A 13,276-nucleotide genomic window follows, 5' to 3' on the forward strand; every position below is an offset into this window, starting at 1 on the left:
AATCCCTTCAATTGCAACCTTGACCATTGGCCGTGCGATAGCAGGTCTTTCCGCTCGGACTCTTATATACACCCTTACCGTTTTTGGTCCTGGCTTCTCCGCCTTTGCTCGTCGTTGTGGTCGTGACACCGTTCTGATTCTTTTGCGCCTTCCATGCGTTGCCGGTGTTCGGGTTGTACCCGCCGGCCGTTTGCCCGTTGTTGCATTCGGTCATACCTCGTGCGTTAGTGGTGCACTCCGCGAATACGTTGGACGACAGCGCAAACGCTATCAACACGAGCAACACTTTCATGGTCGTCTCCTGAGTAGCAGGCACAGGCACGGCTCTCGCCTGCCACATCTTTCAGATTAGCCGCATCCGCTCGCCTGCCTATTGGACCTTGGTCCAATTGCAACTATCGCCATTCCAGCCGCCTCATGGAGTCGGTTCCGCAGCGGGGGCGCCGGTTCGACGCTTGCGCGCCACGTATCGCCACGTATCGCCACGTATTGCCACGTATCGCCCGGCACATCATGCAACGAGTGAAGTGGACTTGACCGCAATGCCGCACGCATCGATCGATTCGACCCGCATAGTCCCGCAGCCACAGCGTTTTCGGCTCGCGTGGCTCGGCGCCGCTCTGCTGCTTTCGATCTCCGCACTCCCGATTCGCGCGCAGGAAATGGAGCCACGCGCCTATTCGGCCGTGCCGGTGGGCACCAATTTCGCGGTGTTCGACTATGAGCGATCGAGCGGCGACGTGTCATTCGATCCGTCGTTGCCGATCACCAACGTGCAGGCACATATCAACGTCTTTTCGCTTGGGTATTCGCACAGTTTCGGCGTCGCGGGACATACCGTGAGCGTTGCGGTATCGGCGCCCTATGCGAGCGCAAATATAAATGGCGACGTGAAGGGTATTTACAATCAGCAATATCGCTCAGGTCTCGGCGATGTGCACTTCAGGATCGCGGCAAACCTGCGCGGCGACCCGGCACTCTCCCCGGAAGAATTCGCGCGACGCACACCCACCACAGTCCTCGGCGTCAGCCTGAGCGTGGTGGCGCCGACGGGCCAGTACGTCCCCGCCCGCCTCATCAACATCGGCGCCAACCGCTGGTCGTTCAAACCCGAGGTGGGACTCTCCCAACCCTTCGGCAACTGGTTCATGGACGCAGCGGCAGGCGTGTGGCTCTTCACCGACAACGACGATTTTTTCAGCGGCCATCGACGCAGCCAGGATCCGATGCCGACTTGCCAATGGCACGGAGGCTATACCTGGCGCCCCGGACTATGGCTCGCCGCGGATGTGACGTACTTTACGGGCGGGCGCACCCACGTCAACGGTGTCGAGGATCAGGATTATCAACTCAGCGCGCGATACGGTGTCACGTTGTCCGTTCCGCTGGCCGCGCAATGGTCCGCCAAGCTCGCGTGGTCGCGAGGCCTCGTAACGCGCGTGGGCGGCAATTTCCAGACCCTCTCGATCGCGCTTCAATACCGTTGGTTCAATCGTTGAATCCGGTCAAGCAACCTGGCCTATGTAACGGATTCACGCAAAGCCAAAGCACAGCGCTCCGCACTTAATGCCCGAGAATATCGAGCGCCGCGCGCATCGGCGCAAAGGATAATTTGACTACTCCGTCGAGCGGTGTATTCATTTCCATGATCAGGAAGATCGCACCGGATGTCGACAACGCGCACATCACGAGCGCCGTCATCGTCGTGCCGTTGCGGGGCGCGACCAGGCCGAACGTGCCGAAGAGGATCGCCAGCCAGAACACCAGGACCACCAGCAACGGCGCCGGAATCGAAACGGTTTGCTGAAGCAGCGCCAGCCACCGCGTAGCGAGTACATCGTCGACGATTTGCAACGCCCGAGCCTGCAATTGACGCTGCAAGTCGGTGTGCGGCGAAAGTTCCTCCACTTGACGCTGGAATGCTTCTCCGCGGGTAACCACTTCCGGGCTGCTCAGCCTGGCCAGTTGAGCAGGATCGCCGGAAGACATCGCCGCGACCGAAGCCTCGGTTGTGCGTTTAAGCGCGCTGCGAATCTCCTGCGTCTCCGGACCATAGTGAGCCAGCACGCGATCAAGGCGAACGATCGCGGCTGCGCTATGCAACAGCTCCGTATTCGTGGTGTCGAACGATCCTTTTGCCGACGAAATCAGCAGGCCCAGCACCAATGCGGCCATGGTTGCGACAAGACCGGTCGCCAGTTTGACGACACTGGTGGATTCATCGCTCAGGTGGTGCTGCGGCAGCACGCGGCGCAGATACGAACCGAGCAGCGCACTGCCAAAAACGCATGCGAATACCATTGCCGCGTCGACGAGGTGGCTCACCCTGCAATCCTCCGTCTCTGATCACACACGTAGGGATTCGACATCTTGCGCGTCACAATGCAGTGTGCAATTGGACCTTGGTCCAATTGCACACGCATCGCTGGGCACTTATGGTTTTAGGTGCCTCCGGTGAACGAATGCGATCCAAGCTCGACCCAAGCGACCCAGCAGGCAGAAGCTTGACCCGTCACAGCGATTTCATTCTCCGTTCCAGGCTGCGGTCGCACGGCGCAAGCGCCCTTGTCCGGCGAGGAGCAAAGCATGTCAGCCTTCAAACCACGCCTGCGAACGTTGACATTGGCGCTGGCACTCACGTTAGCGGCGGTGCAAACGAATCGCGCCGCCCCACTTGACCCCGGCTGGCCACGTGAGATTGTCCGCGACGACGCAGCGCTCACCTATTACCAGCCCCAGATCGACGACTGGAAGGATTTCAGGGAGTTGACCGGCCGCATCGCGGTGAGTGTGACCCTGCATGGCGGCAAGCCACAGGTGGGTATCGTGACGATGCAAGCGCATACCGATGTGGATATCGACAGCCGCAACGCACGCTTAAGCAATCCGCAAATTACGGGGACATCATTTCCCGGCGCGGACCCGGCTACGGCCCAGAAGCTCGATCAGGTGGTCCGAAAATTTCTCAACCCTCAGGCGTCGCTGACGTTGTCGATGGATCGGCTGGTGGCCAGTATCGATAAAAAACAGGCGCCACCGACTGTCGCGATCAAAAGCGACCCGCCCGCCATCTTCGTCAGCTTTGGCTCTGGGCTGCTGCTGTTCGTCGATGGCGATCCCGTGCTGGCGCCGATCAAGGACTCGGACATCGCGTTCGTCGTCAACGCTAGCTGGCCGCTCTTCGTCGACAACGCCACCCATCAGTATTATCTGTTCATCGGCGCTTCGTGGATGATATCGACGGACATGAAAACGGGCTGGGCGGAAATCAAAACGCTCCCCGCGAAGATGTCGAAAGTGTCCGCCGATCCCACCTGGGCGGACCTGAAACCTTTTATCCCGGCGCCGGCAAAGCCTGCCGGCAAAGCCCCTGCGGTGTTCTATAGCAGCACGCCCGCCGAGCTGATCGGCTTCGACGGCCAACCGGTCTACAGCACGATTCCCGGAACCGCGCTGGTATTCGCGAAGAACACGGACAGCGATGTATTCGTCTATACGCCGACAAAGACTTATTACTATCTGAGCGCCGGTCGCTGGTTCTCAGCGTCCGCGCCCAGCGGTCCATGGACTTACGCGACCGACAAGCTGCCCGCCGATTTCGCCAAAATTCCCCGGGATAGCCCCGCCTCGCGCGTGCTCGCTTCAGTACCGGGCACCCCCGAGGCGAACGACGCGGTACTGCTCGCACAGATTCCAACGACCGTCGAAGTGAACCCCGTCGCAGCGGCGGCGGAGATCAAAGTTGCCTACAGCGGTGAGCCGCAATTCGCACCGATTGAAGGCACGCCGCTCGCCTATGCGACCAACACGCCCGACAAGATCATCAAGGTCCAGAATCACTATTACCTCTGTTCACGCGGTGTATGGTTCGACTCGTCATCGCCCAGCGGACCGTGGGCGACCAGTACTTCTGTGCCGCAAGTGATTTATACGATCCCGCCGGCGTCGCCCGTCTATAACGTGACTTACGTGACCCAGCAGGTGGTGCCGGGCGGCACGGTTCAGGCGAGCTATACCGCCGGATATCTCGGCATGTTCATCGCGGGCGCCGCGGTCGGTGCGATCGTCGCGCAAGGCAACGGCTATTACTATCCGCCTTATGTACGCATCGGCTATGGGCCGTATCCGGTTTACTATCCGCGTCCCGCGCCTTATGGGTATCCGGTTTATAACCCCTATACGGGTGCGAGCGGCGTACGTGGCGGTGTCTATGGTCCGGCCGGCAGTGCAAGGTGGGGCGCTTCGTACAACCCTTATACGGGCACATACGCACGCGGCGCGACGGCCTCAGGACGATACGGCAGCGCGAGCGTCGCACAGGCCTATAACCCCTACACCGGCGCCTACGCGGCAAGCCGTCAGGGATCGAACGCCTACGGCCAATGGGGTAGCTCGGTCGTGACGAAGGGCAATCAGTGGGCTGCAACGCAACACACCGCCACCGCAAATGGCACGGTTGCGGGTTATCAGAATTCCGCAGGCGGCAAGGCCGTCGCCGGCAGCACGGCCAACGGCCGCGCGGTCGCGGGTAAGACCGCTAACGGCGATCTGTATGCAGGGCGTGACGGGAACGTCTACAAGAACACCGGCGGCAGCTGGCAGAAGTACGACAACGGCTCCTGGTCCACGGTGAACAAGCCGGCGTCTCAATCGGTGTCACAGTCGGCTGCGCAAAAACCAGCAGGCACACAAACACGGCAAACGGCAGGCACGGCGAACGCGGCCGCCGTTCAGCAGAACGTCCAGAGCGCCCAGCCGAATCGCGCCACCAACGCGGCAACCGTGGCGAAAAATACCCCGAACTATCAGCAGCCGCGCGCCGCTGCGGGCCAGCCCAATAACGTGCGGACGCCGCAGCAATCCACCCAGGCCAACCAGCAAGTACGTCCTCCGGCGACGCCCACCGCTCAACCTCAAAGATCCGCCGGTGGAATCAACCGGGCCAGCGCGCAACCCTCCTCCGCCGATCTTAATCAGGAAATGCAGAACCGGCAGCGAGGCGCCGCACAAACCCAACGCTACGCCCAATCCGCAGGCGCCGGTCGCGCCGCAGGCGGCGGCATGGGTGCTCGGGGCGGCGGCGGTGGAGGCGGTGGAGGCGGTGGAGGCGGTGGAGGCGGAGCTTTCCGCCGCTAGCGGCGTCGCCCGCTATCAGCACGCACGGCCTGCGACCAACCAGGAGTAGCGATGAGATTGCGGCGGCGGCATGATCGCACCGGGGCCTTGCGCATCGCGCAGCATGGCCGTTCTTGGCGCGGTTGTTGGCATCCAGGTGTTCGGCATCGGCCGCGCGACCTTCGACCGGATCCTCGGAGCGGTCGCACTCTGCATATTGATCGGTGTCGTGCGGGCCGAGGCCTGCCAACTCGTCAACAGCCACATACCCGCCGCTTATGCGGGCATTGCGTACGGGAGCGCTCAAAGCGATCGCGCGACCTGGCTCTACTTCAGCTTTGTGACACTTACGACGGTGGGCTATGACGACGTCACACCGGTCGCTCATATTGCTCGATCTCTCGCGATTCTCGAGGCGCTGATCGGACAGCTTTATCCAGCCATTGTGCTCGCGCGCCTGGTGTCGCTGCACGTCGCCGCCGACGACGCCGGAACGTCCTCGTCGTAGGTCATCGACGTGACACTGTGACATACAGGGACACCATGAAACGGTATTGGACCAAGGTCCAATTGTCTTTACGTGCCCGCAACGCCACTATTTATTCCAGTCGAAGCGTCCTGCAACCGGCATGGTCCGCACGATCACAGTCCTTTCAAGCCGCGAACAATCCGACGCGCAAATCGCGTTCGCACCGTGACGTCATTTCCCTGAATGGAGCACGAACATGTTCAAGTACCTTCGGCTGATCCTCGCCGTCCCACTCCTGCTGCTCGCGGTTTCCTGTTCGACTCAACAGACAGGGACGCCGGGCAGAGATCCGGAACTCGAAGCAAAGGCCCGCACGGCGCTACAGCAACTGATCGATAGTGCGCCACGGACGCAAGAACTTCAGAAAAAGGCAAAGGCCGTTCTCGTGTTCCCCGATGTCGTGAAAGCGGGACTGATTGTCGGCGCGCAAGGGGGCAAGGGCGTGATGTTCGCCCCGGACGGCTCGGTGATGGGCTACTACACGGCACGCGCAGTCTCCTACGGACTGCAGGCCGGCGGACAAACCTTCTCTGAAGCCATGTTCCTGATGAGCGACGAAGCCATCAGCTACCTCAACACGAGCGACGGTTGGTCGGTCGGCGTCGGCCCGAGCGTGGTGGTCGTGGACGCGGGAATGGGCAAATCGATGACCTCCACCACCCTGAAATCAGACGTCTATGCGTTCATCTACGGCCAGCAAGGGTTGATGGCAGGTCTTGGCGTGCAAGGGCAAAAGATCACCAAATACACGCCGTGATCCAGCGTGCGGCTCCCCTCGCGCAAGGTGAATGTTGCGCGTGAGGAGCCTTGTTCCGTATTGCGCTGCACAACGATGGGCCTCAACGTCAATGTAAAGAAGCGAGGACATCACCATGGCCTCGCGTCCTGAATGGTTGGCGATTGGTCCGGTACTTTTGCTCAGCACCGCGGCCAATGCCCAATACCCGATTCTCGACATGGTCGCCGGTAAAGTCGCTCAGAAGTACCAGGGATCGACCTCTGAGAAGTGATGGCAGGAACGCGCGCGGAAACATGGCCAGCCCAAGTCCGTGCGGGAACAGCAAGCCGTACAGATGCTGCATAACGATCCACAGATGCGTGCCGCGTTCATCGATAAAGTCGCCGCGCCGTCGATATTCTCAAGCTGGCGTGTGCCCATCTAGCTGCCGCCCGCTCGATGTCTTTCACCGCCGTCGTCTCGTATGAAAGCCCCAGCCGTCTCGGGGTTCTGTCGCAGTAAGCCGATCTGCTATGGTGGTCGGTCGCGAGACAAGCGATGTAACGAATGATCAAAACCCAAAACGCCACTGTGAGCCAGGCGCTAAAACGGCTGCATTACCCGCTGGATATAATGGTGACATGCGTACGTTGGTACGTTGCCTATCCGTTGAGTCTGCGTCATCTGGAAGAAATGATGTCTGAGCGAGCAGTGTCGGTCGATCATTCGACGGTGCACCGGTGGGCTATCAAGTTGCTGCCTGCGCTCGGCAAGGCATTCGGACCGTGCAAGAAAAAGGTCGGTCGAAGTTGGAGAATGGATGAGACCTACATCAAGGTCAAGGGCGAATGTAGGTACTTATATCGGGCCGTCGATAAGGCCGGCGACACAGTTGATTTCCTGTTCTGCGCCAAGCGAGACAAGGCAGCGGCCCGGCGCTATTTCGAAAAGGCGATCGCTGGAAACGGCGTACCGGAGACGGTGACGATCGACAAGAGTGGGGCGAATCTCGCAGCGCTGGATGCGATCAATGCTGATCGCGAAGTGCCGATCAAAATCCGACAATCGAAGTATCTGAACAACGTGGTGGAGCAGGACCATCGAGCGATCAAACGCATCGTACGACCAATGCTAGGATTCAAGAGTTTTCGTTGTGCCCGCATCATTTTAGGCGGCATCGAACTCATGCACATGATAGCGAAAGGGCAGATGAAGAGTGACGATGGACGGCATCGTTCAGTCGCCGAGCAGTTCTACGATCTTGCAAAATAAGCATTCCTATTCGTTTCGCCCTGCCTCTTTCTAATTTCCTTACTGCGACAGAACCGCAGCGGATCCTGTGGCTCGCGTGCGGCGAGCTCGTGGACGACGAAGTCGAACAGCGCCTGCCGCGTGGCGAGGGCCGGCCCGGCCAGCGCCAGGATGTCATGGCTGAGCCCCCGGCGAGCGTGCGGATGTCGCGGGCCAGTTGCTGCGTTTGGGCTTCGGCCTGACGGGCGCGCCTGAGCCCGGCGGCGCAGCTGCCGTCGCGCTTGCGTGAGTGCGCCTTGCCGACTCCGACTCCGACTCCGACTCCGACTCCGGCTCCGGCTCCGGCTCCGGCTTCCAGCTTCCAGCTTCTCGCGCCGTGTGCGGGCACCCCGGGCGAGGTTGCCCAGCGTGTTGGCAAGGGTCTCGCACTGGTGCAGGATGTGAAACACATCGCCATGGCAGGGCGTGTCGCCCCAGGCGGTTTTCTGTCCGGCGCGCAGGCCCTGGCTGGCATCGGCAATCGTGTACTCGGGAGCGAGCCCCTGCCGGGCAGCGTCGAGCAGGGGCACGCCCCAGCTGTCTCCGTCGCGATGCTGCTCGGTCGCCAGCAGGTAACAGTAGGTCGACTGCGCATCGACGCCGGCGAGCACCGGCCGCGCGCCCTGGAAGATCTCGTCGTGCAGGCCCACACGAATCCCCGAGAGGTCCTGCTCGCGGTTGATCGCACCGCCCTGCTGCGTGGCCCGGTGCAGCACCTCGTGTACGAGGCCCACGCTGACTGACACGCCCAGCAGGTCGCGCATGAACTCCACCACGCCGCGATACGAACTGCGGCAGATCAGCGGCAGCCCGAGCATCACCTGGCGCAGCCAGGTCCGGGTGACCGGCAACTGGAACAGCACTTCGTCATCGGCTACGGCTGAACCGAACGCATCATTGAGCGCGTCACTCGCCTTGTCCTTTTGCGCGTAGACAAACTTGCGGCTCACGCCGTGCCGGGCCGCCAGATCAGTGACCGTTTCTGATCCCGCCAAGACCCGAACGGCCAGCTTCTTGCGCTCACTCCCAGGCAGCTTCGCTGCCGCGCCAGCTGATCGACTCATGCACGCACCACGACCGAAAAAATGGGCTGCCATTATCGACCATCGCGACTTCATCCGGCGCCGCGCGTGTAACCCTCAACTGAACCACGCCGAGATTTGTCGTGCCCTTGTTCCACCCTCAATCCCACCTCCAAACGGTCAGAAATGCGGAACACCGGCCGTCTCGCGGGCGCCTGAACGGCGCGGCCATGATGCTGGGTCGATCCACCCCAGAGCGCAACACAAGGTGCGAGGCCGTCAGGCTGCGACGGATTGTCACCCATTGCTTACCCAGCAATGCCCGAATCTGCTGCTGTTTTTGATTCCCGAACGGCTCCATGATCAACGCAACCCAGATCAACCGGAGCCGCACCATGGAATTCCTTCGCCTCACCCGCATCGTTCTTTCAAGCTTCTTCGGTGTGCGCAAGCGCGCATCGCATGAAGCCGACTTCGCCAATATCAACATTGTTCTGCTGCCGTTTGTGGCCGTCTTCCTGGCGGCCTGCATTGGCGCGATCATCTTCGGCGTGGTGCACCTCGTCGCGCATTCGACCAGCACGATGCAAGGGCTCTGAACGCGGGAGCGCACTGTGTACGAATACGACAGCATTGATCGGACGCTCGTTCTTGAGCGCGTCGAGCAGTTCCGCGATCAGGTCGCACGCCGGATGTCCGGGGAGCTGAGCGAAGAAGAATTCTTGCCACTGCGTCTGCAGAACGGCCTCTACATGCAGAAGCACGCGTACATGCTGCGCGTCGCCATTCCCTATGGCACGCTGTCGGCCAATCAGCTCCGCAAGCTCGCCCATATCGCACGCACGTATGACAGGGGGTACGGCCACTTCACGACCCGGCAGAACATCCAGTTCAACTGGATCAAGCTCGAGGAGACGCCGGCGATCCTCGAAGAGCTGGCGACCGTTGACATGCACGCGATCCAGACGTCCGGCAATTGCGTGCGCAACATTACCACCGAGCAGTTCGCCGGTGTCGCGGCCGACGAGATTCTCGACCCCCGGCCGCTCGCCGAAATCCTGCGACAGTGGTCAACGCTGAATCCCGAATTCGCCTACCTGCCGCGCAAGTTCAAGATTGCGATTTCGTCATCCGAGAAGGACCGCGCCGCCGTTCGCATGCACGATATCGGCATCTATGTGTACCGTGATGCCGATGATCAATTGATGCTGCGCGTTTTCGCAGGCGGTGGACTCGGGCGCACGCCAATCCTCAATTCGATGCTGCGCGAAGACCTGCCGTGGCAGCACATGCTTACCTACGTCGAGTCAGTCCTGCGCGTGTACAACCGCTACGGCCGCCGCGACAACAAGTACAAGGCCCGCATCAAGATTCTCGTACGCGAACTCGGTATCGAACGCTTCGCAAGCGAGGTCGAAGAAGAATGGGCGCATGTCAAGGACGGCCCCGCCACGCTGACGGTCGCGGAATACGAGCGCGTCACCACCCATTTCCGCGCGCCGGCATACGATCCGGCGGCAGGAAGGGACGACCTGCTTCTAGACCATCTGTTGTCTACCGAGCCGGAGTTTGCACGATGGGCGCGCCGCAACGTTCATCCACACAAGGCCCCCGGCTATGCGTCCGTCGTCATCTCAACAAAGCCGGGTCTTGCCATGCCGCCAGGTGACGTCACGGCTGACCAGATGGACGTTATCGCGAACTGCTCGGAATGGTTCGGCCACCAGGAGATCCGCGTCGCGCATGAACAGAATCTCATCCTGCCTGATGTGGAGATGTCGGATCTGTACCAGCTATGGCTCGCGCTCGATACGGTCGGGCTCGCAACACCGAACATCGGCCTGATCACCGACATCGTTTCATGTCCCGGCGGCGACTACTGCTCGCTCGCGAATGCGAAGTCCATTCCGATCGCGCAAGCGATCCAGCAGCGTTTTGACGACTTCGATTTCGTGCATGATCTCGGCGAGATCTCGCTGAATATTTCAGGCTGTATTAACGCCTGCGGTCACCACCACATGGGCAATATCGGCGTCCTCGGCGTCGACAAGCAGGGCGAGGAGTGGTATCAGGTGACGCTCGGCGGGGCACAGGGTAAGGATGCCGCAATCGGAACCGTGATCGGGCCGTCCTTCAAAGCCGACCAGATGCCAGACGTCGTGGAGCGCATCGTCGACGTCTTCCAGCGCGCGCGCCACGCTGACGAATCGTTCAGTGAAGTCATCGCGCGCCTCGGCATTACACCGTTCAAGGAGCGCGTTTATGCAGACCACTGAAGTTACCGGACTCACGCGTCCGCGCGTCATTCAGCTATCCGAAAAAACACCAGTCGTCGTCGACGATTTGTGGACCATTGTGCGGGACGAGGCCGACGCACGGCAGCGCATCCAGACGCGCGGCGAGGCATTGAAGCACGTGGTGTTGCCGGTGAATGTCTACCTCGAAGCCCAGTTGTTCGGCGCCGGTGCGCTCGCCGCGACCGGCGCATGGATTCCGCCGCACGCTGACTTCGAACTGTGGGCGCCCAGCCTGCTGGGTGCGCCCATGATTGCAGTCGACTTCCCTTCATTCCGGGACGGTCGCGGTTTCAGTATTGCCGTGATGCTCCGGACGCGCTATGGCTACCGCGGCGAACTCCGCGCGATCGGCGACGTGTTGCGCGACCAGCTTGAATACATGCGGCGCTGCGGATTCAATGCGTTTGCGGTGCGTTCAGACAAGAACATCACTGATGCCCTTAAAGGCTTCAGCGAGATCACCGTGCGCTACCAGGGCGACGCTAACGATCCAACGCCGCTGTTCCGGCGCCGGTAACCGGACCGGTTGGCCTCGAGCGCGGCACCCGTCCGCCAACGTCACGTTTACAGTTGGCGACAGGTGGCCGGCTGGAGGATCAGATGCCGCCGCGCACGGCCGGGTCGTCGAGAATCTCGGCGAGAGCTCGTATGGCTTCATCAATCTGGACACTCCACGGATGCCCAAAGTTGATACGGACGCAATTCTGGAACGCGTGCGTGGCGGAGAAGATCGGGCCGGGCGCGATGCTGATGCCGTGACTGATCGCGAGCCGGTGAAGGGCCATCGCATCGACCGCATCAGGCAATTGCAGCCAGAGAAAGTAGCCACCGGCTGGCGTCACCCAACGGACCTCACGCGGCAGGTGACGTCTGAGCGCCGCTTCCATGGATGCCAGCTGGGTCTGCAACGCCGCCCGCAGTTTCCGCAAGTGGCGATCATAGCCGCCGTGCTCAAGATAGTCCGCGATACCTGCCTGCGCGGGACTGCTGGCCGACAGTGTGGTCATCAGCTTGAGCCGCTGCACGCGATCAGCGTACCGGCCAGCCGTCGCCCAGCCGATGCGGTACCCTGGCGCCAGCGTCTTCGAAAACGAACTACAGTGCATAACCAGGCCTTTCCTGTCGAAAGCCTTCGCTGGCAGGGGCCGGTCACGGCTGAAGTGCAACTCCTGATAGACGTCGTCCTCGATCAGCGGCACATCGCGTTCAGCGAGCATGTCGACGAGCGCCTTCTTTTTCTCGTTGGAAAGCAATACGCCGGTCGGATTCTGGAAGTTCGTCATGAACCAGCAGGCGCGGATCGGATGCTTGTCGAGCGCTGCGGCCAGCGCGTCGAGGTCGAGGCCTGTGACCGGGTGAACCGGAATCTCGACCGCCCGCAAATCGAGACGCTCGACTGCCTGCAGCGCCGCGTAGAACCCCGGAGATTCGACAGCCACAACATCGCCCGGTCGGGTAACCGCTGTCAGGCACAGGTTGAGCGCTTCGAGCGCGCCATTGGTGACGATGACCTCGTCGGCCGACACCGACATCCCGGTAGCAACGTATCGCATGCCGATCTGGCGGCGCAACTGATCGTTGCCGGGCGGAAGATCCTCGACCGTGCTCCATGGGCTGAGCGCGCGCGTGCCTTGGGCCAGCGATTTGAGCAGACGCGCCGATGGGAAAAGTAACGGCGAGGGAAAGGCCGAACCGAGTGGCACGATTCCCGGGTGCTTGGCTGCGTCGAGCACCGAGAACACCAGGTCGCTAATATCGACGCGCGTCGATTCGGCCGGCACCGATGCGCTCTGCAAAGCGCCCGGTTTGACCGACGCGCCCGGGGTGACGAAGTAGCCGGAACGCTCCTCGGCGCGGACAAGTCCCCATTCCTCGAGCAGGTAGTAAGCGCGAAAAACGGTCGACTGGCTAACACCCCATTGCGCGATAATCTGGCGCAGCGATGGCAGTCGCGAGCCGATGGGAATCTGCCCGGACCGTATGCCATCGGCCAGCGAGTTAGCGAGAGCCTCGTAGCGTTTCATGGTGGGTTTTCTTGAATGTTTGTCCCATGTTAGATCGACATCGCCGGCCAGCACGAAAATCGTCTTGTCCGGTAGCTGCCACTCGCCACACTCGTGAGCACGCGCCAGAGTCGCTTCAACGGTGTATTCGCCGATCCCGAACTGCTCTACCGGGCAACTTCCGAAGTTACGCGAACACCCCTCCAACGTGACCGCGCCATGACCGATTGTAGTACTGCAGTCCTTCACCTTCTCACACGCACCCGAACGACAGTGCAGCACACTAACAAAGGACCACGCTT

General features: G+C 61.2%; 13 protein-coding genes. 9 read left to right on the forward strand and 4 right to left on the reverse strand.

Features of this window, described 5'->3' with window-relative positions:
• Positions 1 to 7: 7 nt before the first annotated feature.
• Positions 8 to 292: a hypothetical protein gene (locus tag KHO23_RS29650; RefSeq protein ID WP_211615822.1), complete on the reverse strand. Its 285-nt coding sequence runs from the start codon at positions 290 to 292 to the stop codon at positions 8 to 10.
• 235 nt (positions 293 to 527) lie between these two features.
• On the opposite strand from KHO23_RS29650, the gene KHO23_RS29655 reads away from it, so the two are divergent.
• Positions 528 to 1,499, forward strand: a complete 972-nt coding sequence (locus KHO23_RS29655; protein ID WP_236067037.1) for a transporter — start codon at positions 528 to 530, stop codon at positions 1,497 to 1,499.
• A 64-nt stretch (positions 1,500 to 1,563) separates the two neighbouring features.
• On the opposite strand, the gene KHO23_RS29660 is transcribed toward KHO23_RS29655, so the two are convergent.
• A complete protein-coding gene (locus KHO23_RS29660) occupies positions 1,564 to 2,325 on the reverse strand; it encodes a bestrophin-like domain (protein ID WP_211615824.1) in 762 nt (253 codons plus the stop codon).
• A 261-nt stretch (positions 2,326 to 2,586) separates the two neighbouring features.
• Between KHO23_RS29660 and KHO23_RS29665 the strand changes: the two genes are divergently transcribed.
• From KHO23_RS29665 to KHO23_RS29685, 5 genes are all read left to right on the forward strand, one after another.
• Complete coding sequence (locus KHO23_RS29665) at positions 2,587 to 5,136, forward strand: RodZ family helix-turn-helix domain-containing protein (RefSeq protein WP_211615826.1); 2,550 nt, start codon at positions 2,587 to 2,589, stop codon at positions 5,134 to 5,136.
• 103 nt (positions 5,137 to 5,239) lie between these two features.
• Entirely contained in the window at positions 5,240 to 5,623 is a 384-nt protein-coding gene (locus KHO23_RS29670; RefSeq protein ID WP_236067038.1) for a potassium channel family protein, read from the forward strand.
• 217 nt (positions 5,624 to 5,840) lie between these two features.
• Entirely contained in the window at positions 5,841 to 6,401 is a 561-nt protein-coding gene (locus tag KHO23_RS29675) for a lipid-binding SYLF domain-containing protein (RefSeq protein WP_211615830.1), read from the forward strand.
• Between the two features lie 115 nt (positions 6,402 to 6,516).
• Positions 6,517 to 6,654, forward strand: coding sequence for a hypothetical protein (locus tag KHO23_RS35250; RefSeq protein ID WP_236067039.1), 138 nt, complete (start codon positions 6,517 to 6,519; stop codon positions 6,652 to 6,654).
• A 275-nt stretch (positions 6,655 to 6,929) separates the two neighbouring features.
• The gene (locus tag KHO23_RS29685) at positions 6,930 to 7,634 is read left to right on the forward strand and encodes an IS6 family transposase (protein WP_211615832.1); all 705 of its coding nucleotides are present in this window, start codon (positions 6,930 to 6,932) and stop codon (positions 7,632 to 7,634) included.
• Here the strand turns inward: KHO23_RS29685 and KHO23_RS29690 are convergent.
• Positions 7,616 to 8,716, reverse strand: a complete 1,101-nt coding sequence (locus KHO23_RS29690) for a hypothetical protein (protein WP_211615834.1) — start codon at positions 8,714 to 8,716, stop codon at positions 7,616 to 7,618. The two genes, KHO23_RS29685 and KHO23_RS29690, sit on opposite strands and share 19 nt — an antisense overlap.
• Positions 8,717 to 9,069: 353 nt before the next feature.
• On the opposite strand from KHO23_RS29690, the gene KHO23_RS29695 reads away from it, so the two are divergent.
• From KHO23_RS29695 to KHO23_RS29705, 3 genes are read left to right on the forward strand one after another with little or no spacing between them, the layout of a single operon-like run.
• Complete coding sequence (locus tag KHO23_RS29695; protein ID WP_120296226.1) at positions 9,070 to 9,273, forward strand: DUF2970 domain-containing protein; 204 nt, start codon at positions 9,070 to 9,072, stop codon at positions 9,271 to 9,273.
• A gap of 15 nt (positions 9,274 to 9,288) precedes the next feature.
• A complete protein-coding gene (locus KHO23_RS29700; protein ID WP_211615836.1) occupies positions 9,289 to 10,950 on the forward strand; it encodes a nitrite/sulfite reductase in 1,662 nt (553 codons plus the stop codon).
• The gene (locus KHO23_RS29705; RefSeq protein WP_211615838.1) at positions 10,937 to 11,488 is read left to right on the forward strand and encodes a DUF934 domain-containing protein; all 552 of its coding nucleotides are present in this window, start codon (positions 10,937 to 10,939) and stop codon (positions 11,486 to 11,488) included. The genes KHO23_RS29700 and KHO23_RS29705 overlap by 14 nt, the downstream gene beginning before the upstream one ends.
• A gap of 79 nt (positions 11,489 to 11,567) precedes the next feature.
• On the opposite strand, the gene KHO23_RS29710 is transcribed toward KHO23_RS29705, so the two are convergent.
• Positions 11,568 to 12,995: an aminotransferase-like domain-containing protein gene (locus tag KHO23_RS29710; protein ID WP_211615840.1), complete on the reverse strand. Its 1,428-nt coding sequence runs from the start codon at positions 12,993 to 12,995 to the stop codon at positions 11,568 to 11,570.
• Positions 12,996 to 13,276: the final 281 nt, after the last annotated feature.

The sequence above is a fragment of the Paraburkholderia haematera genome (assembly GCF_905220975.1).
In the GTDB taxonomy this organism is placed as follows: Bacteria; Pseudomonadota; Gammaproteobacteria; order Burkholderiales; family Burkholderiaceae; genus Paraburkholderia; species Paraburkholderia haematera.